The organism is Arthrobacter sp. UYP4 (assembly GCF_057291175.1).
Genome location: NZ_JBXAVU010000001.1, coordinates 199,620 through 218,602 on the forward strand (window position 1 = coordinate 199,620; position 18,983 = coordinate 218,602).

The window sequence follows — 18,983 nt, forward strand, 5'->3', positions numbered from 1 at the left end:
TCGTCACTGGCCCAGATCGTTCTTCAGCGTCTCGGCCTCGTCCTGGGCCTGGTTCGCCGCGTCCTCGCCGCTGGTGCCCGAACTGACCATGGATGCGATGATCTGCGGGGCGATGAACTGTCCGCTGACCGCCGAGGCCAGCGCGCCCTGGCCCTGGGGGATGCCCCATCGCCTGAAACGGTCGGTGCTCTGGGTGATCTCGTCGAGCGTCTCGGCGGGATAGACCGAGGACAGCAAGGCCTTGGTGTCGACACCGGCCTCGAGTCCCTGCCACGCATCGGCGTACTCGGTCGGATTGTCAGCAGTCCCCGACCGTGCAGGGATTTTTCCTTCGGGGGCGACTGCCAACCAGTCCTGGTATCCGTCGCTCATCATGAAAGTGACCAGTTCCTGCGCGGCGGGCGATGCGTCGTTGAGGATGTTCCACGACACCACCTCGCCGTACCCGGCAGCCTCATCGCCGTCGGGACCCTTGATGGCGGTCACGATACCGGTGTTCTCGGCAAGGAAGGTGGGGTTGTCCGCGCACTCCGGGCACGTGGGCAGGGCGTCGCTGCGCAGCCCCGCGAGTTCGTCGAGGAGGAACGATGACCACACGGTCATGGCCGCTTCGCCCGCGAAGTAGCTCGCTCGTGTGGTGTCCGCGTCCTGGTTGCCGGGCACGGAATACTCGCGCAGGAGATCCGAGTAGAAGGTGAAGGCATCCTGGCACTGGCTGCTGTCCAGCGTGACGTTGCCGTCGTCGTCCACCAATTCGCATCCGTTCGCCAGCGCGAACTGTTCGAACGTCTGCTGGGTGAACGAATCAGCGGGTGCCGTGGCGGCGACGATCCCGGCCAGGGAATCGGAGTTCAGCTCTTCGGCGGCGGCCTCTATCGCCTCATAGGAGTTCGGGACGTCGAGCCCCGCCTGGTCGAACAGATCCAGCCGGTAGAAGAGGAGTTGAGCGAATGCATCGCTGGGGACCGACAGCTGCTGGTCCTCCGACGAGGTCAGCTCGAGGGAGCGGGCGGAAAAGGTGTCCGTACCGAGTTCCTCCACGACCGCTGCCGCAGCCGATGTGTCCAGCAGTCCATCGGTGAAGAGCTGATTCATCCCGTTCAGGGAGAGCGCTCCAATGACGTCCGGTAGCTCACCCGAGGCAGCCGAGGAGGACAGCACGGACGTCAATTGATCTTCCGCAATCGCGACGAGTTCCACCTGGACCCCGGACGATTCGGTGAAGCGATCCATGATGGCCTGCTGGGAAGCCACCCGGTCCGGCAGGTCTTCCGTCGTCCACACCGTCAGCGAATCAGGATCCGGAGACTCTTCCCCGGATCCTCCCGAGCACGCAGTGAGCGCCACGAGCGTCACGGCGAGGAACGAATACACACCATTGTGTCGTCGCTGCATCATGTCCTCTTCCATCCATAGATTCCGATACAATTTCTTCTCCGCCCGGTCGGCTGAACACCGTGCCGGTGGACCCCGCAAGGGGTGCGCTCATTCAACACCCAACCGTCATCGATGAAAACAGCTGCACAGGATCACGTCTGGAGTCGGCTCGAGCAGCCCTGCAGCGGACCCGTTGGCGGAGGTCCTGAAGCAACACTTTGACCCTCCCATGACGAGGCGCTTCCGCGGCCACGCTTCGACTGCTGATGGACTCGAGGCTTCAGGGTGAGTCGATGGAGACAGCGTTGCTCCCGACCGGTCGAGGAAGTCTCATCGCTCTCCGTTCAGCGACACGGAATCGGAAGAGACGACGCCTGGTTCGTGCTGGGCCGATCGACGATTGGTTCCTGGCTTGCAGTGGCGGTTCGATGGGGAATGGCTGAACGATGAACCGGTAGAGGACGAGGATCCCTGGGATTGGACCTGGTGGCCTTGCCGGCTACGGCCAGGTCCGCCAGTTCCACCAGTGCGTCGGCTCCGGCTCGGAACGGGGCTCCGGCTCCGGCTCGCCGCCCAGCGCCTGCGCAGCCTCGACGAGATCGTCCGCGGTGAGCGTCATGACGTCCTCCCGGTCGAGCGCATCGAAGTCGCGGCCCTCATCGAGTGACAGCCTCAGCGCCTGCCGGTTGAGCGCCTGCTCGAACAGCGTCCGGGCAAAACGGGCGTTGCCCGAGTCCTCACCGACATGGAGGCCCGAGAAGATGCGACGCAGCATGTCGTCAGCCCCCGGCGCCAGGACGTACTCGTGCTGAGCGAGCATCTGGTGGAAGATCGTCTGGAGCGCGTCGATCGAGTAGTCCGGGAACGTGATTTCCCGCGCGAAGCGCGACCGCAGGCCGGGATTCGACAGGAGGAACGCCTCCATCAGCTGCGGGTATCCGGCCACGATGACCACGAGGCGGTGACGATGATCCTCCATCCGCTTGAGCAGGACCTCGATGGCCTCAGGACCGAAGTCCATGCGGCCGTCCTCCGGGGTCAGGGCGTACGCCTCATCGATGAACAGGACGCCGTCCAGGGCACGCCGGATCACGCGGTCCGTCTTGATGGCTGTCGCACCGACGTACTGCCCCACGAGGCCGGACCGGTCCACCTCCACAAGATGTCCCTTCTGCAGCAGCCCGACAGCGCGGTACATCTCGGCGAGGAGCCGCGCCACGGTGGTCTTGCCGGTACCCGGGTTCCCGAGGAACACCAGATGCTGGGAGGTAGCGACCTCCGGCAGGCCGTGGGCCTTGCGACGGGCCTGCACCTGCAGGAGGGCGACGAGCGCTCGCACCTGCTCCTTGACGGTGTCCAGCCCGACCAGGGCGTCGAGTTCGGCCTGCACCTCGGCCAGCGGGCGAGCGGGACCGGGACGCGCCGGGAAGTACTCGCCGCGCAGGTCCTCGACGCGGTCCGACCCCGATGATTTGAGCTGGTCCGTGAAATGGCCGAGCGTCTCGCGCAGGTCATCGAGTGGATTGCGGCTTGGGGCCATGAGTATCTCCTGAGCGACGGAAGAGCAAGGAGTGGATGGATTGCGGTGAGTGGCCTGACGAGTTGCCGCGGAAGCGGCCCATGCATCGATTCGTCGGGATTGCGTCCAAGCTACCGCACCCGGACTGCGAGCAGGAGCGCGGCTATCGTTCGAGGTGAGAGCTTGCTGCTCTGCTCGCTCAGCGTTCCCGTGACCGTGATCGGAGGCTGCTCGGCGTAGGCTCCGGTTGGTGGAGGCAAGCGGAAGGGTGTTGTCATGACGGTAGAGCACCATGCAGTAGTTGTCGGCGGAGGCATTGCAGGTCTGGCTGCGGCGGTATCCCTTCTGCACGAGGGCTGGAGGGTGACAGTGCTCGAGCAGGCGCGAGCCTTCACCGAGGTCGGTGCAGGCCTGACAATCACTCCTAATGGGATGTCGGCACTGGCATCCATCGGCGTCGACACCGCTGTCCGCGATGCCGGTTACCGGGTGCGGATGGCCGGTACCACCGATGAACACGGCTCATGGTTGCTGCGCGTACCGCGTGCGTCCGGTTCGGGCCAGGAGGTCTACGGGATCCACCGACAAGACCTCCATGGCTCGCTGCTGGCCGCTACCCACGGGGCCGAGTTGATGAGCGGTACCCGCGTCGTCAGCGTCGCTCCGGGTACACCGGGCGGAGCCACGGCGCGAGTGGACTGTGTCAGCGCGAAGGGCACCATATCCTACGACGCCGATCTCGTCGTCGGGGCTGATGGTCTTCGCAGCACTGTCAGGGGCCTCGTTGCTCCTGGAACAGGGCCCCGCTTCAGTGGCAAGTCGTCATGGCGCGGAATCGTCGCCGACTCCGCGCTGGTTACCGAGGATTTCGTCGTCAGATGGGGCCGGGGAACAGAGTTCGGAGCGGTGCGTATCGGAGCTGCCCAGGTGTACTGGTACGGCTATACCTCTTCGAAGGAAGGCCATCGTCGGCCCGATGAAAAATCGGCCGCCATGCATCATTTCAGGAGCTGGGCGGACCCCGTACGACCCCTCATCAAACTCACCCCGGGCGATCGAGTCATGCGTCACGACGTCTACGACCTCCCCCCGAACCTTCGGACCTACATCTTCGGACGGGTGGTGCTCATCGGCGACGCGGCACACGCCATGATCCCCACCATGGGGCAAGGAGCGAACTCCTCCCTGGAGGACGGCGCATGCATCGGGCTTCTGATCGGTCGACCCGTCAGGGAGGGAGTGCCCCTGCAATCCGCTGTGCGCTCTTTCGACGCAGTCCGCCGCCCGTGCACCCAGAAAATGATCCGCCGATCGCGCCGCGCCGGGCAGGTCGGAGCTGACGTGCAGAGCAGGATCGGAATCACTGTGCGGAACACCCTGATGAGGGCGGTGCCCGCCGGACCTGCAATGAAAGCAGGAGCCTCGGTCCTCACGTGGAAAGCCACGGCGTGAGCACGCACACGTCACCGGCGGTGTTCTCCGAAGACCACAACTCGTGTCCGTCGAACGTCAGTCTCGGCTCATGACCGGTTTCCCTCGGATACTGCAGACGGTTCTCGACACGACCGATGTGCGAGGGCTGGCGGAGTTCTACCGACAACTCCTCGGGTTCCAGTACCGGCCAGGAGACGAGCCCGCGGATGAGGGCACGCGTGATGATGTCGATTGGCTCGTTCTCACTGACGGGCAGGGAAACAGCACCCTCGCTTTCCAGCAGGTCGACCACCTGGAGCGGACGACCTGGCCCAGGCCCGATGTGCCGATGCAGATGCACCTCGATCTGACCGTTCCCGACCGGGAAGCGCTCGAGCATCACCATTCCAGGGCACTGGCACTGGGTGCAGAGCTCCGGTTCGATCGTACGGACGACCCGAACGAGCCGTTATACGTCTACGCCGATCCCGCTGGTCATCCGTTCTGCATCTTCGTAGCCTGAGCGAGCATCAATGTTCGTCCGTCAGGTGGACATTCTCGTCGTGCATGTGGAGCGCCTCGAAGTGCGCAGGTCGAAGCAGGCCGCTGAGTGAACGGCACACAAATCCTCAGAGTGCTCTTGCGATCAGGATGATGAGGGGGCAGGTGTCGTCGAACGGCGTCCGCATCCAGGTCCCGTAGGTGGCCTCGACATCGAAGCCTGCTGCGTGGAACGCTTCCGCTGTCACCCAGGATCCACTCGACGGTGTCGGCTCCCTCCCTGTGCTGTGCGTAGGAGAGCATGGTGGGCGACGGGTCCACACTCAAGACGTCCCGTCCTTCACCTGCGGGAGTCACGGTGAATATGCCCGTTCCGCATCCCGGATCGAGGGTCGTCCACGCGAATGGTGAGTGACGCCGTCGGTCTAGGGTGGATACATGGACCTGGAGACCTCCGTAGTGCAAGCTCTGGCGACGAACGAGAGCGCCGGGTTGGTGATGGACTTCGACGGTGTCCTCTCCCGGATCACCGATGATCCTGATGCCAGCGAGCTACTGGACGGTACCGAGGAGATCCTCAGGAGTCTGGCGACCAAGCTGTCGGTCGTCGCCCTCCTCTCCGGACGCCCGGCCGGCTTCCTCGCTGCGCGGGCAACCATCCCAGGGGTAGAACTGTATGGTTCCTACGGTCTCGAACACCTCACCGATCACGGCATCGAGGTCGTTCCCGAAGCGCGACAGTGGATGACCGCCGTCGAAGACGCCACCGCGGTGCTGCACCGGGAGTTGGACGGTGTCGAGGGTGTATACGTCGAAGACAAATCGCTCGCAGTCGCCGTTCACTGGCGGCGTGCACCAGACCGCGATGTCGCGACGAAGTTGATCACTCCGCTCCTTCAGGAAGTGATCGACACTCACGCGCTGCGGCGCGAACCCGGCAAATTCGTGGAGGAACTCCGCATGCCCCTGCAGCAGGACAAAGGCACAGCACTCCGACGCATCATCAGTACCTGGAGACTGCAGACCGTCGCGTACGCGGGTGATGATCGGGGCGACCTGCCTGCCTTCGACGTGGCAACCTCAGCAGGGGGCTACACGCTCGTCGTCGATGGCCCTGACATGGCTCCGGACGTGAGCAGACTACCCGGTGCCCACTTCGACGGCCCCGAGAAGTTCCAGTCATGGTTGCAGCGACTCGACAATGCCATCCGATAGCGAGCGGGAGAACCCAGCGGCATCAGTGCCTGCTATCGATCATTTCCCGGTCGCGGGCCCGCGAACATCCCCAGACTGTAGGCAAGCAGAATGAGCGACATCATGAGCCCAGCTCCCACCGCCGCTGTCAGTGCGCTGGTTCCTGTGCCGATGAGCAGACCAGCACCACCGAGGAGGGCAAGGACTGAACCGAGCGTGTAGAACATACGTTCCCTGAAGGCCCAGGCGAAGGGTATGAAGTGGAGACCGACGACCAGGGCGATCAGCGCGGGCTGAAGTTCTGGTTTCCCCAACGATGTAAGCCGTCCCGTGCCGAAGGCTATGAGCGCGAATTCCATGATCACGCACAGCAGGTAGATCTCGATGTGCCGACCACGAGGAGCACTGAACGGGCCGAGGAAACGCGGAGAGGCGAAGAGGAACCAGAGCGTACCGGTGATTGCAGCGATGACCAGGATGCGTGCGGCCACCGTCGTGAACCCTGCGAATCCCGGCGTGTACGAGAAGACGAAGACACCTGCACCGAACAATCCGATCAGGGTTCCCCATCGCCTCGGGTCGATGAAGCGGGGAGGTGAGTCGACGGGAGATGACGTCGTGCTGCTGTTGCGGGCCACCGGACAACCTTTCGTAGGGGAGCGGACGGCACGGAATGCGTCGATCTCGTGGTCGGGAGCGACATTCCAGTTGCGGTCTCTTGCCGTCGTGATCGAACCGAGGAGCTGGATCGACGACTGGTTCCCGGACGTACCGGATCGTTCGAGCCACTGTGGCTCGACGATGGTCGTCATGGCTCACCCTAGCCCTCGGCTACTGATGGCGATCAGTAGGTTGCGCAGCGTGGATCGGACCCCATCGTCCGACCTACTGCTTGGAACGCTGTTCCTTGGACCTGTCGATGTAGTGCATCACGACCGCACACGCCACCACCACGATGACGGCCGCCACGCCGATACCTGTGATCAGGAGTGCAAGGTTCTCCGGTAAGGCGCTCGTGTTGAGCCGGGTCGGGTTCATGAAGCGATCCAATCCTGAAAGGGCCCCTTATACAAGAACCCTGAAAGGGCCCCTTATACAAGAACGCGGTACAGGCAGGCCCAGAAGGCGTGGAGTCGACAGCTTCCAGGACACCGCAGGAGCCGGCAGTCCGCCGTCGAGCACCGGTGAAGTGCCAGGTCCCGGAAGGAGTGGCTGGGACAGTTCAGGGTGTCGGCAACAGATCCAGCAATGCCCGGGCAAGGAGTTCAGGCCGGCTCTGCTGGTTGAGTTGGTGAGTGCGATCGATGATGTCCTGCGAGATGGCGATCACCTTCCGGTTGGTCAGCTGACTCCGCTGCCTGATCCGATCGAAGGCTTCAGATGCTGTCAGCCCGCCTCGAGCCATCAGAATGCCCTTGGCTTGCTCGATCACGCTGCGCTTCACGGCCGACGCGGCTAACGCTTCATTCGCCAATCGGTGCGTATCCGTGTGGATGGACCTGGTCAGATCCACGACCAGAGCCCAGACCCCGATAGGCTCACTGCCGTGTTCGCCCTCTTTGAGGATGTAGTCGCCCGAGATCAACACCTTGCGGGCCTTTCCGGTCACATGTCGCAGGGACAGGTACGCCGAGCGCGGACCACCCTTGCTCAACAGGCTCTCCCACAGGGACCTGGCCGCGTCCTGATCGGCCGGCTCGAAGTGGGAGATGCCGAGGTCGAGGGTCGGTACGATCTCGCCGCGTTCGTACCCGTGGATGCGGTACAACTCGTCGGACCAGTGCAGTGCAGGGGATTCGAAGTAGTGCTCGACGATGCCGGTCGGGCAGTTGACGAAATACTCGACCGTCTCGACGGAATGAGCTCCGACCCCGGACGTGTGTGCCGGCAGCGCGGGGGTTTCCTGGGACGAGGAAGCAGTGGTGGTCACTGGTGAAGGGTCCTTCGACGCGACAAGAGAACCGGCCGGCTTCTTGACCGGTTGATGAGTCCGACCGACCCCGTCCCTACTCGTCCATGTTCGGTTCCCCTTCACAGTCCAGCTGCTTGACCTGTGAAGGAGATCCCACGTTCGTGCACGAGGCCCGTCGGTGTGGCCGGCTGAGCCCCGCGCGATGAAGCACGGAACATCTTTCAGGCGTACGTCCAGTATGCGCAGCAGACTTTCAACATCACCCGTGCTCTCGCTCAAGCTTTGCCTGCCGCTGCAGCCGTGGGACGCATGCCGCGATCCATCGTTCTCAGGGTGGGTCAAGGCTGTGGCGGCTGCTCCAAGACCCCTGTGGCTGTCAGATGAGCGGCGACGGCAGCCAACTTGCTGTTACCGGCCGAACTCGTCGCGACCAGTAGCTCGAGTGCCTGCTCACTGGTGAGCCCGTACCGCTCCATCAACATTCCCGCGGCTCGCTCGATCACGTCCCGGCGTGAGATCGCACGGGTGAGGTGCTCGACTTTGTCGGTCACTTCAGCCAGGCGTTGGAGAACCAGGCGTAGTTCGGTCGTCGTTCCGTCACCGGTGGCTCCACGTGCTGGGCGCCGTTCCGGGTGGAAGTCCGCCGTGAGGTCCACCATCCCGGAGATCAGTCGTAACGACCCGGGTGGTAGATCCGCGATGCTTCCCATGGCGGCAGGTACCGCACTGCCACCTGGCGAGCTTCCCGCATCCGGGAAGGGGAGTGTACCGGCCGGTGGCCGTGGAGGATTCGGTCCCGATCCCTGAGGGTCGTGTGCTGGCATGATCAACCTGCTTGAGTAAGGCGAAGCACTGGGCGCTTGCGCCGGGCTGGCAGGCCCGCTCTGCTACAGGCCGGACATCACCTTACAAGAGCGCACATGCTGCGAGCACTCGGGCCGTGTGCACCTAACGATACGGGTTATCCAGGCATCGGAATCCTCGGATCGAGGTCCTGATCGACGATGCGTTCGATGGGAAGACCATCAGCTCGGGAGCAGAGGCTGCCGTCGTTCGTGCGCTGCGTGCTGCCGGCGACCTGGCACTGTCCCTCGTTGCAGGATAATCGGGACGAAGAGTGGGTTCTGTCGCTTTCTCTGCCGTTCTCGTCCGGCACTCCGAGGGCGCGTGGTTCGGCCTCGGGCCTCTCTCCGTCCAGCCACAGCGCCAGCGTCCCGGCATCGGTCGCAGGCTTGTCGGCAGTGAGGCACTTCGTCCGTCAGGTGAGGGGAGTGACGTCGTAGGTATGGCCTGCCGTGCGCAGCCTCTGCACCAGGACGTCGCCGAGGGCGGTCGCCGGGGTCAGCGATCCTGCGGCGGGCGGCAGGCGGTCGCCGTCGAGGGCGAGTGAGAGCGCCACCTCCCCGGCCATGACGGCGGTGGCGGCGTATCCGGGGTCGCCCGGGCCGGCTGCGACAGCGCGGTACCGCCGGCCGCTCTCCGTCGACGCGGTCACCTCGGAACGGAACCAGCCCGAGGTCCGCACAGCCTCGGTCGGGCCGGTGCCCGGGGCGGGTAGGGCCCGGTCCAGTAGCTTCCGCGTCGGAGGAAAGGCCATCGCGGCTCCGAACACCCGCAGGCCGAGCGCCATCGCTCCGGCGAGGAGGGCGCCTGCGGGATCACGCCGCGTGCCCATCACCTCCCCGTACCGCAGGGTCCGACCGTAGGCCCAACCCTGCAGGGCATTGCTGCGACGCACGATGCGCGTATTCACCGACGCCATGACGAAGGGTGCGGTCCACAGGCCGTCCTCCGAGCGGCCGACCCACCCCAGATCCGACGGCTGCCGGGTCGAAGGCTCCGCCGCCCGATCCGCAGCGAGGGAGTAGGGATCGCCCAGCAGTGATCGCAGCACGGGGTCCGACCGCGTTGCATCGAGCTGCCCACGCATCGACTCGATGGTGCCGCCGCTGAAGCCACCTTTGGCCGTCGCCACGAGCTGGACCTCGGTCAGTCCGCCTGCGCCGTCGGACTCCGCGGCCTGGTGCAGGAGGAGCACCGCGAGGTCCGAGGGGACCGAGTCGTAACCGCACGCATGGACGATCCGTGCACCGGTGGTCCTCGCCGAAGCGTCGAAGCGATCGATGGCTTCGCGGACGAAGGACACCTCACCCGTCAGATCCCCGTAGTTCGTGCCGGCGCGGGCACATGCCTCGACGACCGGGAGCCCGTACTTCGCATAGGGACCCACCGTGGTGAAGAGGACCCGGGTGTCCGCAGCCAGCGCGGCGAGCGTCGCAGGGTGTTCCGAGTCGGCCTCGATGAGGGCCCAGTCGCGCGCAGCAGCAGGCAGCCTGCGCCGTACCGCCTCGAGCTTCTCCCTCGACCTCCCCGCGAGTCCCACGCGCAGGTCCGGTGGAGCGTGGACCGCGAGGTAGCCGGCGATCAGTTCGCCGACGAAGCCGGTGGCACCGAAGAGGACGAGGTCGTGATCGCGCGCTGGGGCATTCATGCCAGCAGTCTTCCATGGCATCGATCGGACCGACACAGGAGCGGTGTCCACCTCGCCTGTGGCAGAAGGACCCGACGATTCTGCACCTGGCTCGCGGATCACCTGTTCCTTCCTCACTCCTGGCCACTAGGATCAGCGGACAACTAGAAGTTTCGTTCGGGGGAACAGTGGAATCGACAGCGAAGAAGTGTGTTCAGTGGGGCGTCATCCTCGTTGTGGCCGGCGGATTCGTGCTGGTTCTCCTTCCTCAGCTACTCGGTCTGCTCACAGAGGCCGTGGGGCCGACTGCAGCAATCGGGGTAGGAGCAGTGGACATCGTTCTGACGCTGGTCCGCTGGGCGTTGATCCCCATGGGTACGACTCTCATCGGCGCCGCTGTCGTCATCCGAGCCCTGGCGCCTGCGCTCGATCGTCCGAGGGATGTCCATACTGGCGCATAGCCCCGCAGCAGTAGTCGTTCCGGTCCCTGACAGCGCTAGCGGAGTGCGACTGCGAGGCCGAGCATGACGAGGGCGAGGAGGGGGAACAGCCAGTTGGTGACCTGGACCAGGGCTCTCGCACCCGTTCCGGTGGTGTCCGCGGTACCCGAGCGTGGATCGATGATCTCGTCGTCCGTCGAGAGGGACGACCGGGCGGTGTTCCTGACCGAGAGTGCCACCATGACCAGGGCGCTGCCGATGAGCCAGGGCACCGGGTCGATTGCCAGCCATGCCTCGGCACGATCGTCAGGGGCAGCGAAGGCCGACAGGATTCCTGCCAGCGCGCAGATACCGCTGATGCCGATGCCGACCCAGATCCGGCGGATGACGGCGTCGAGATAGAGCGGCAGGAAGGCTACGAGCACCACTGGTGTGGCGAGGAGGGCCAGCTGCGCCGGGGAGACGAGCAAGAGCTCGGACCGGGTCCATGACACGACTGCCTGGTTGAAGAGCAGGAAGGCCAGGAGTCCGAGCAGCGATGGCCAGAGCGCATCCCGCACCCAGTCGTTCCGGGGCGCGGAGGGGAGTTCGAGTGCTGCAGCGTAATCACGCGCGGGCCCGAACGCTTCTTCGGCCTGTTGGCCGGTGTCGCCGAGGAGTTCCCTGGCGCTCGCGACGGTGTCCCCGATGGCGCTCCCGTGTACCTGGCGTAGCCGGAGCTCGATGACGAGCTGGTCGAACCACTTCTTGTCGCTGGTCTGCTGCCTCATGCGGAGGTCCCCTCTGTTGATCGTGCGGGATCGAGGTACTGCACACTGGTCTCGACGAAGCGCTCCCAGTCACCACCGAGACGAGTGAGTTCGGAGCGGCCCTGATCGGTCAGGGCGAAATATTTGCGGCCTGGGCCGCCCTCGCCGGCCCGCCACTCCGTGGTCACCAGGCCCGCTGTCTCGTACCGGGTGAGAAGCGGATACAGGGTTCCACCCTTGATGGTTCCGAAACCGTGTCGCTCCAGTTCGCTGATGATCGCGTACCCGTAGGAGGGCCCGGCGGACAGTGCTCGGAGCGCCAGGAAACCCAGGGTGGCTCTGAGCCAGTCGCTGGGCCATTCGATACCTGCCGCGACTCGCGGATCTGCAGCTGAGACTTCCATGACTAGATTGTGTCTCTAAGTAGTTAGCCTGTAAAGGCAGGAAAGGTCGTGGTGATCAGGGCCAGGGCGTTCGGTCAGCTGGGTGCTCGCGACCACCAACAGCGTTAGGCCGGGATTCCGACTCCTTTCAGGGGTGGACCCGTCGGCCGGCCGGGAGGTGGTGATGTCGTGGGCAAGGGGAGCCCCTCCAGGATCGCAGTGATCTCCGAGATACCCTGGGGGGGTATCGCGATCCTTTTCACCGGTGGGGGGTATAAGAATCGATCCGAACACACTCCGGTCCGAAGCTCGAGGAAAGCCGAGACCAGCTCCACGCCGTCGTGCACCGGGAGCACCCTGATCATCCGCGGGCAGGGCTCCGTGTCCGTGCGGAGTCCTGCTATCGGTCATGCGGTGCTTCCGGGTCATCCGGGGCTTCGCTCCTGCGTTGCTCGAGGAGTTCCTTGGTACGAACAAGCCGGAGGAGGGTCACCAGTACCAGTCCACCGAGCATGTTGAAGAGCAGCGTGTAGCCGAACCAGCCGAGCCATTGCCCATAGCTGATGTCGGCACCGGCATGGATGGCGGCGAAGATGAGCAGCGAGTCGAGGACGGAGTGGAACAGCTGGAGTCCCGCCAGGAGGAATCCGCCGATGACGGTGGCGACGATCCGGGCGACGTCGTTGTTCGTGCCCTGCTGCATGCGGCTCATCAGGGTGATGGTGCTTCCCCCGAGGACGGCGAGGGCGACGGTCTGCAGGGAGAAGGGCGCGTCGAAGTAGTGGTGTGCGCTCTCGCTGACCGTGTCGGTCCACTCCGGGAAGGCCTGCATGACGATCCAAACGAAAGCCCACCCACCGGCGAGGTTGGCCACGAGGGTGCCCGCCCATAGTTTTCCCAGCTGGGCGATGCTTCCCTCTCTGGCGACGACGGCGGCGACCGGCATGAGGAAGTTCTCGGTGAAGAGCTCGCTGTGCGCCAACAGGAGCGCGACGAGGCCGACGCTGAAGGCGAGGCCGGCGAGCAGATGGTTTCCCGTCTCGTGCATGACGGCCAGATAGGCCATGATTCCGAGGCCGATCTCGAACCCCCCGAAGACACCGGTCACGAGGATGTTCCTCGTGGTGCGATGGAGTCTTTCGGCGCCTTCTTCGATCGTCTTGTCGAAGGACTCCTTCAGTTCGTCCTCGACCGGGGCATCTGATGCACCCAGTTCCCGTCTGCGGTCCTCGCTCATGTCGCCTTCCTGTGCCTGGGTGTGGCGCTAGGAGGATGAGCTTCACGATCCCCGAGTCCACGGCCTGCGTCCTCTCTCCCCACCACGACAGTGTCCCCCCAACGGCCCGATTAGACTGCGGGTGTGCACTATCCCGAGCCCGCACTCGACCGCGGGGGCCTCGCGTTGTACGTGGTGACTGCCGTCCTTGCCGCAGCCGCTCAGCTCGCGGTTGGGTATCTCTACCTGACCAGCGGTCTCGTCGCCCCGCTCTGGGCTTTGGCAGTGTTCCTCGGCTGGTGGCTGGTGCTGACCTGTGTCGGCGTGAAGTTGGCGTTGCGCCGGTCCTATCGGCTACTCCTCGTGCCTGTCGTCGCGGTGGTGACGTGGTTCGGCGCGATGGTGTTCGGGGGCACCGTCCTCGGGTGGAGTGCCTGACGACCTTCGGGGACATCGATGCAGCTCAGGACTACGGCAAAGGGATTCCCGACGTGATCCCGGCGGTGTCGGCGTGAGGCCCGCTGTCAGGAGTGGGCCGGCAGCACGCACAGTTCGTTGCCCGACGGATCGGCGTAGATACGCCACGGCAGGTCGCCCCAGTCGGGGCGCAGTTCACGGCCGCCCCGCTCGATGATGCCCGCCGCGACGTCGTCGGGATCATCCCCATCCTCGAGCCTGACGTCCAGGTGCAGCCGATTCTTCGCGGTGCCCTTGGGTGACGGCTCAGGGCAGAGGACGAGGAGCGGGCCCCGCAGCGACGGGTGGCGCAGTGTGGGCAACCGTCCCGGGACCCGGATCCAGCCAGTGAGCCAGGACCAGAACCGCGCGTCCCGGTCCGCGTCGGCGGAGTCGAGGGGCAGCGCCGCGATCGGCCCGGTTTGGGCATGGTCCGCCCGCTCGTCCATGACACAGCAGGGGTTTCCCTCAGGATCGGCGAGAACCACCCATGGCACGTCCCCCTGACCCACATCGAGGTGCCGGGCACCGAGCCCGAGTAACCGATCGACCTCTTCCGTCTGCCGGGAGCCGCCCCGAAGGTCGACGTGCAGCCGCGGCGGTGGGGGAGAACCGGGGACGCGCTGGAAGCACAGATCCAGCACCGGACCACCCTCGATACTGAGCCTGGTCTCGTACACCCCGGGCTCGTCCGTGAGTGTCTCTCCGCCGACCACCGCCTCCCAGAAGCGGCCGAGTCGCCGGGGTTCCGCGGCGTCGACGACGAGATTCTCCAGATACATGCAGGCCACCGTAGGCCAGGCGGGCACGTGGCTCAAGGGACGAACACGTCGGTCTCGCGATTGCTGACGATGAATCACGTGATGTCGACGTCCTGGTCGAGTTCGGGTGCCTGCAGATCGGCCGATGCGCTCCCTTCGACGTCGCCTGATCCTATTGCTCCGGGGCACCGCAGCCAGCAGAAGGGCTATTGTCGGTTTCGCCTCTCGGAACGGGATGTCGGGGACCGTGCCGTCCTATTGATAGCGTCCGGCCTGCAGCTCCGGCATATTCTTGGCCGGGCGCTGCGAGCGCTTCGAGGGGGTCGTTATGCCGCCCTGGTGGAGGACGCCGGGTCGAATGCCATCGCTTCATGGGACATCGGTGGGCAGAGGTCAGTGATCAGCCCCGTCCCCGCGCACTCACGAACGGCGTCGATACCCTCGACCGCCGACACTTTGTCCGAGAACGGCCCGGATACGGCGACAACCGTACCGTCGGGCCCTTTCAACCTGAACCTGAAGGAAATTCCTCCGTCACGGAAGAGTTCGAACGATCCGGCCATCATTACCCCCTCGTCACCCAGGCAGAGGAACTGCCCGGGCTCGTCGTCGAAACCGGAATTCAACGCTGCTTTCCGGCTGGCCCGGAAGCGGGATAGGGCTACCCCTATGTGACCCCAGCCACACCCAATTCATCCATGGTAGGCGTCGTATTTCGTACTGGCGAGTAATCGCAGAAGGGGTCAGCGGGCTCGGGGGTGCTTTCACCCGGCTGTTTATCAAGCACCCTAGGATTCTGCTTTATGCATTTGCTCATCAGCCTAGCTTTTTTGGTTTTCCGTTTTGCTCAGCCGCTCGGAATCTTCGGTGCGTCGATTTCGGGCGCCGCTGGGAGGGCCGGAGCCCGGCGGGGCACGGGGTGTGGCCGCTACTGCTCGGGGAGCCCCGGCAGGGTCCGGGTGACTACCAGGTCCACGGCGATCTGACGAAGCTTCAGGTTCGTGGTCGAGCTCACCGAGACGAGTACTTCGAATGCCTGCTCGCCCGTGAGGCCGTAGCGCTCCATGAGGATGCCCTTGGCCTGCCCGATCACATCCCGGCTCTCGATGCCCATCGTCAGGTGTTCGACCTTCTCGGTCATCTCCCGCAGGCGCTCCGTCACCCGCTCGAGAGCCGCGTCGTCGTCCGGTGTGCCCGCATCGCTCCGATCGGCAGGCTCGTCCTGCTCGTTCGGGTCGCCTCGGCGATTCGTGTCATTCGGGTCGTTCCCCATCACTTGGATCCTCGAGATATCGCGGCTGAGACCGACCAGATCCTTCCCCCGGTCCACACTCTCTCATGCGATGTCGACCGCACGGCACTTCCTTACGGCCGAAGGCGACACGCACTTTCCGTGTTCGTCAAGCATTTCTGCTCATCGGGGGCTTGTCGGGCTTTCCTTGACGACCTACGCTTGAGGCCCGGCCTGACACAGTAGTCAAACAGCGGCCATGGTCGGATTTTCGAGGAGAAACCATGGCTTTATCCTCTGCGTCCATCATTCCCGTGCCCCGGATCCCGATCGGTCAGTCATCCCCGGATCAGGGGGACATCCCGTTCTGTGCCTCATGTGACACCGCCGAGCATCTGGCGTTCGAGGACTTCGTACCGAGCAGGGTGCTGCCCGACGGGCAGGAGCACCTCGGCACCGTGAGCTATCTGTGCATGGGCTGCAACCAGTACAGTTCCCACGCTGTCCCGGATTTCTGGCAGCCACCTGCCTGGCACTGGTACGTCTGACACCGCACCGCAGGTTACGCAGGCGGCATCGCTCGCGGTGATCCCGGTGAAGGAGGCGACATCCTCCCAGCGGGCCCACTGTTAAACCCGATGGAAGGATGTCATCGGGTATTCGGATCGGACCGTCACGAGGATGGCACGACGGCGGAAGCGTCGCCGCGTGAGACCCGACCCGCGCTCAGAGGGCTGGCATCACCACGAGGGGTGCACTGCAAGGGGCGGTCGCACGGCGAGTGGGGATTGTCCGTGCCGCTGCCGATAGGTCCGCCGTTCTCGTGGTCCTCGGCTCCTGGTGTGCGTGGGCGCAGGGTCGCCACGGGTTGGGCGTCTGCCTTGCCCGCGCGGGTGCGACCCTGCTCGTCGGTGGTTTCCCCGGCCGATACATGGGTCGCGGACGCGTGGACCGATTGCAGGGCGGGGTGCCCCGGCGAGCACGCGGTCCCGTCGGGCTACCGTGCGAGCCGCGGGCCGATCAGTTCGACGAGAGCGGTCCGGGCCGGCTCGCAGCGGACTACGGGTCCGTGCCGTCGCCCCCGTCCCCGGGGAACAGGGCGCGCCGCAGCGTATAGGCCTGGCCTCCGGCGAGGACCACGGTGATGAGGACGGCCGTCGGCCAGGAGAGTCCCGTGGCATACACGAGGACGAAGGCGATGGATACGGCGAACACCGCGATGGCGAGCAGCAGGACCATCCTCAGCGTCCGACGGCGGGGCTCCGTCGGTGCGCGCCGACGCTCACCGTGATCCTCGTACCTGTTCGGGTCCACCCGGTGCCACTCCAATCCCTGTCCGGTGCTTCAAGTGTGGATCCCGCCCGCTGCACTGTCGAGGCGGCCGCCGGGTTCGCGACCACCCGGGGCGCGGTACGACGCGACGGGCTGCGTCCCAGCGGCCCAGCAGTCCGGGGGCACGGCGTGGGCGGGTGCCCCCGGCCCGCCCGGCGTCTATCCTCGCGCCCGCCGCGGGAAGGGAAGGCGGTCGAGGTCGGACGCCGCCACCACGGTCGCCCGACCGGCCGAGAGGCGTGCCTGCGCGGCGAGCTCCCCGACGTCGTCGTACCGGGAGGAGAAGTGCGTCAGCACGAGGGTGCCCGCTCTCCCGGCGCGCGCGAGGCTGCCCGCCTGGCCGGCCGTCAGGTGTAGGTACTGGTCCGCGAGGGCTGCGTCGTCGTCGCTGAACGTGCTCTCCGTGACGAGCAGGTCGGCGCCGTCGGCGAGCGCGAACGCGCCGTCGCACAGTGCGGTGTCCATGACGAAGGCGAACCGGCGGCCCGGCCGGTGCACGCTGACATCCTCCAGTCGCACGTCGCCCAGCCGGCCCTCGCGCTGCAGGCGGCCGACGTCGGGCCCCCCGATGCCCGCGGCGGCGAGGCGGTCGGGGAGGAAGCTCCGCCCGTCCGGTTCCGTCACACGGTAGCCGTAGGCCTCGATGCGATGCCTCAGGGGCTGCACCTCGATCCCGGCGGCTATCGGTCCTTCGACACCATGCGGGTGCAGGTGCAGGTCCAACCCCGGCGTCGCGAGGGAGACGAGCGACCGCACCACTTCCTCGCCCGACACCGGATAGTGGAGGTGCACGGGGTGCTCCACGCCGTCGAGCACCATCCGCGACAGCACGCCGGGCAGCCCGAAGCAGTGGTCGCCGTGCACGTGCGTCAGGCAGATCCTCGTGATCCGCGAGGCGGAGACGCCGGCGTGGATCATCTGCCGCTGCGTGCCCTCGCCGGGATCGAAGAGGATCCCCTCGCGCTCCCACCGCAGGAAGTAGCCGTTGTGGTTGCGGGACCGGGTGGGCACCTGGGAGGCCGTGCCGAGGATGACGAGCTCACGCATGACCCCAGTCTCGCATCGGGGATACCGGGGGAGCGCGGCGCGGGCCGGAAGTGGACCGATCGGTCGGCAGGCGAAAGAATGATGGCGAGGAACCACCGAAGGAGCACGATCCCGTGGAGCAGCACGCCCGCCCGGTGGCACCGGCACAGCCGGAGGAGACGCGCCGGCGGGCCTGGAAGCAGGGCGCCTGGAACACGCCGTCGCGCGCGCTGATCCCCGCCACGCTGGTCTCCCTAGCGGGCTTCGCCCTGTTCGTGCTCCATGCATCGGGTATCGGGTACCTCCTGCTGGCGATCGCGCTCGTCGCGGCGGTGGTGCTGGACCGGGTGCTGTTCCGGGACCTGCTGCTCATCGCCTTCGGGCTGGCCGTCATGAGCCTGGTGCCGATCACCACGGACATCAGTCCGGCACACATGGGCGTCATGGGCACGGCGATGATCCTCGCCGTCGGCGTCCCCTACGCGGTGTCCCGCTTCGCCTACCGCGACCACGCCATCACCTTCCCGGTGCGCTCCGGACCGTGGTCACGCGCGGAGAAGTGGTACCTTCCCGCCGTCGTCGTCATCGGCTACGCCCTGCTGCCCGTCTACATGCTGGGCACCGGGGTGTACGAGAACTGGCCCGCGGCCTCGGAGCCGGACGAGATCGCCCGGCTGTTCCTCGGCACCAACGGGCTCGGCATCTGGGACGAGCTCTTCTTCATCTGCACGGTCTTCGCCCTCCTGCGCCGCCACCTGCCCATGGCGCAGGCCAACGTGCTGCAGGCGGTGCTCTTCACCTCGTTCCTGTGGGAGCTGGGCTTCCACGCCTGGGCGCCGTTGTTCATCTTCCCGTTCGCGCTCCTCCAGGCCTTCATCTTCACGCGGACGCGATCGCTCTCGTACATCGTGTGCGTCCACCTGCTGTTCGACTTCGTCCTGTTCCTCGTCCTGATCCACGCGCACAACCGCGCGTGGATCGACATCTTTCTCTATTGAGCGGG

The 18,983-nt window shown here is 65.6% G+C and carries 21 protein-coding genes and 1 pseudogene; 6 read left to right on the forward strand and 16 right to left on the reverse strand.

All coding sequences use genetic code 11. The features are described from left to right. Positions 1-3: 3 nt before the first annotated feature. Both AC0Z9V_RS00860 and AC0Z9V_RS00865 read right to left on the reverse strand, forming a co-directional pair. Positions 4-1,398, reverse strand: coding sequence for an ABC transporter substrate-binding protein (locus AC0Z9V_RS00860; protein WP_485140425.1), 1,395 nt, complete (start codon positions 1,396-1,398; stop codon positions 4-6). 478 nt (positions 1,399-1,876) lie between these two features. Then, positions 1,877-2,917 carry an AAA family ATPase gene (locus AC0Z9V_RS00865; protein WP_485140426.1) on the reverse strand — a complete coding sequence of 347 codons (1,041 nt, stop codon included), beginning with the start codon at positions 2,915-2,917 and terminating at the stop codon, positions 1,877-1,879. 255 nt (positions 2,918-3,172) lie between these two features. On the opposite strand from AC0Z9V_RS00865, the gene AC0Z9V_RS00870 reads away from it, so the two are divergent. Further along, on the forward strand, positions 3,173-4,348 hold the full coding sequence (locus AC0Z9V_RS00870) for an FAD-dependent monooxygenase (protein ID WP_485140427.1): 1,176 nt from the start codon (positions 3,173-3,175) through the stop codon (positions 4,346-4,348). Positions 4,349-4,418: 70 nt separating this feature from the next. Continuing rightward, positions 4,419-4,832, forward strand: coding sequence for a VOC family protein (locus AC0Z9V_RS00875; protein WP_485141258.1), 414 nt, complete (start codon positions 4,419-4,421; stop codon positions 4,830-4,832). A 266-nt stretch (positions 4,833-5,098) separates the two neighbouring features. On the opposite strand, the pseudogene AC0Z9V_RS00880 reads toward AC0Z9V_RS00875, so the two are convergent. Beyond that, positions 5,099-5,167 (reverse strand): annotated as a pseudogene (locus AC0Z9V_RS00880) (hypothetical protein); the annotation flags it as partial. 81 nt (positions 5,168-5,248) lie between these two features. Between AC0Z9V_RS00880 and otsB the strand changes: the two are divergent. Beyond that, positions 5,249-6,025, forward strand: coding sequence for a trehalose-phosphatase (gene otsB / locus AC0Z9V_RS00885; RefSeq protein ID WP_485140428.1), 777 nt, complete (start codon positions 5,249-5,251; stop codon positions 6,023-6,025). 32 nt (positions 6,026-6,057) lie between these two features. Here otsB and AC0Z9V_RS00890 read toward each other — a convergent pair whose 3' ends face one another. From AC0Z9V_RS00890 to AC0Z9V_RS00925, 8 genes are all read right to left on the reverse strand, one after another. Beyond that, positions 6,058-6,816, reverse strand: coding sequence for a DUF7010 family protein (locus AC0Z9V_RS00890; protein WP_485140429.1), 759 nt, complete (start codon positions 6,814-6,816; stop codon positions 6,058-6,060). A 73-nt stretch (positions 6,817-6,889) separates the two neighbouring features. Further along, positions 6,890-7,042, reverse strand: a complete 153-nt coding sequence (locus tag AC0Z9V_RS00895) for a hypothetical protein (RefSeq protein WP_485140430.1) — start codon at positions 7,040-7,042, stop codon at positions 6,890-6,892. 184 nt (positions 7,043-7,226) lie between these two features. Then, complete coding sequence (locus AC0Z9V_RS00900; RefSeq protein WP_485140431.1) at positions 7,227-7,934, reverse strand: PAS and ANTAR domain-containing protein; 708 nt, start codon at positions 7,932-7,934, stop codon at positions 7,227-7,229. Positions 7,935-8,254: 320 nt separating this feature from the next. Further along, positions 8,255-8,575, reverse strand: a complete 321-nt coding sequence (locus AC0Z9V_RS00905) for an ANTAR domain-containing protein (protein WP_459267768.1) — start codon at positions 8,573-8,575, stop codon at positions 8,255-8,257. 599 nt (positions 8,576-9,174) lie between these two features. Then, positions 9,175-10,407: a saccharopine dehydrogenase family protein gene (locus AC0Z9V_RS00910; RefSeq protein WP_485140432.1), complete on the reverse strand. Its 1,233-nt coding sequence runs from the start codon at positions 10,405-10,407 to the stop codon at positions 9,175-9,177. A 475-nt stretch (positions 10,408-10,882) separates the two neighbouring features. Beyond that, positions 10,883-11,596: a hypothetical protein gene (locus AC0Z9V_RS00915; protein WP_485140433.1), complete on the reverse strand. Its 714-nt coding sequence runs from the start codon at positions 11,594-11,596 to the stop codon at positions 10,883-10,885. Next, on the reverse strand, positions 11,593-11,979 hold the full coding sequence (locus AC0Z9V_RS00920; RefSeq protein ID WP_208739601.1) for a PadR family transcriptional regulator: 387 nt from the start codon (positions 11,977-11,979) through the stop codon (positions 11,593-11,595). The genes AC0Z9V_RS00915 and AC0Z9V_RS00920 overlap by 4 nt, the downstream gene beginning before the upstream one ends. A 379-nt stretch (positions 11,980-12,358) precedes the next feature. After that, the gene (locus tag AC0Z9V_RS00925; protein WP_485140434.1) at positions 12,359-13,195 is read right to left on the reverse strand and encodes a formate/nitrite transporter family protein; all 837 of its coding nucleotides are present in this window, start codon (positions 13,193-13,195) and stop codon (positions 12,359-12,361) included. Between the two features lie 123 nt (positions 13,196-13,318). Between AC0Z9V_RS00925 and AC0Z9V_RS00930 the strand changes: the two genes are divergently transcribed. After that, positions 13,319-13,612: a hypothetical protein gene (locus AC0Z9V_RS00930; RefSeq protein WP_485140435.1), complete on the forward strand. Its 294-nt coding sequence runs from the start codon at positions 13,319-13,321 to the stop codon at positions 13,610-13,612. An 86-nt stretch (positions 13,613-13,698) separates the two neighbouring features. On the opposite strand, the gene AC0Z9V_RS00935 is transcribed toward AC0Z9V_RS00930, so the two are convergent. The 3 genes from AC0Z9V_RS00935 to AC0Z9V_RS00945 all read right to left on the reverse strand — a co-directional run bounded on the left by AC0Z9V_RS00935 (position 13,699) and on the right by AC0Z9V_RS00945 (position 15,664). After that, complete coding sequence (locus AC0Z9V_RS00935) at positions 13,699-14,412, reverse strand: VOC family protein (protein ID WP_485140436.1); 714 nt, start codon at positions 14,410-14,412, stop codon at positions 13,699-13,701. A gap of 305 nt (positions 14,413-14,717) precedes the next feature. Next, entirely contained in the window at positions 14,718-15,017 is a 300-nt protein-coding gene (locus AC0Z9V_RS00940) for a YegP family protein (RefSeq protein WP_244185979.1), read from the reverse strand. Between the two features lie 302 nt (positions 15,018-15,319). Then, entirely contained in the window at positions 15,320-15,664 is a 345-nt protein-coding gene (locus tag AC0Z9V_RS00945) for an ANTAR domain-containing protein (RefSeq protein WP_133081772.1), read from the reverse strand. A 242-nt stretch (positions 15,665-15,906) separates the two neighbouring features. On the opposite strand from AC0Z9V_RS00945, the gene AC0Z9V_RS00950 reads away from it, so the two are divergent. Continuing rightward, on the forward strand, positions 15,907-16,170 hold the full coding sequence (locus AC0Z9V_RS00950; RefSeq protein WP_459289659.1) for a hypothetical protein: 264 nt from the start codon (positions 15,907-15,909) through the stop codon (positions 16,168-16,170). A gap of 511 nt (positions 16,171-16,681) precedes the next feature. Here the strand turns inward: AC0Z9V_RS00950 and AC0Z9V_RS00955 are convergent. Together AC0Z9V_RS00955 and AC0Z9V_RS00960 are read right to left on the reverse strand one after the other, a co-directional pair. After that, a complete protein-coding gene (locus AC0Z9V_RS00955; RefSeq protein ID WP_485140437.1) occupies positions 16,682-16,936 on the reverse strand; it encodes a hypothetical protein in 255 nt (84 codons plus the stop codon). Positions 16,937-17,113: 177 nt separating this feature from the next. After that, positions 17,114-18,001, reverse strand: coding sequence for a ribonuclease Z (locus tag AC0Z9V_RS00960; protein WP_133081775.1), 888 nt, complete (start codon positions 17,999-18,001; stop codon positions 17,114-17,116). Between the two features lie 209 nt (positions 18,002-18,210). On the opposite strand from AC0Z9V_RS00960, the gene AC0Z9V_RS00965 reads away from it, so the two are divergent. Further along, positions 18,211-18,978 carry a CPBP family intramembrane glutamic endopeptidase gene (locus AC0Z9V_RS00965; protein ID WP_133081957.1) on the forward strand — a complete coding sequence of 256 codons (768 nt, stop codon included), beginning with the start codon at positions 18,211-18,213 and terminating at the stop codon, positions 18,976-18,978. Positions 18,979-18,983 lie beyond the last annotated feature (5 nt).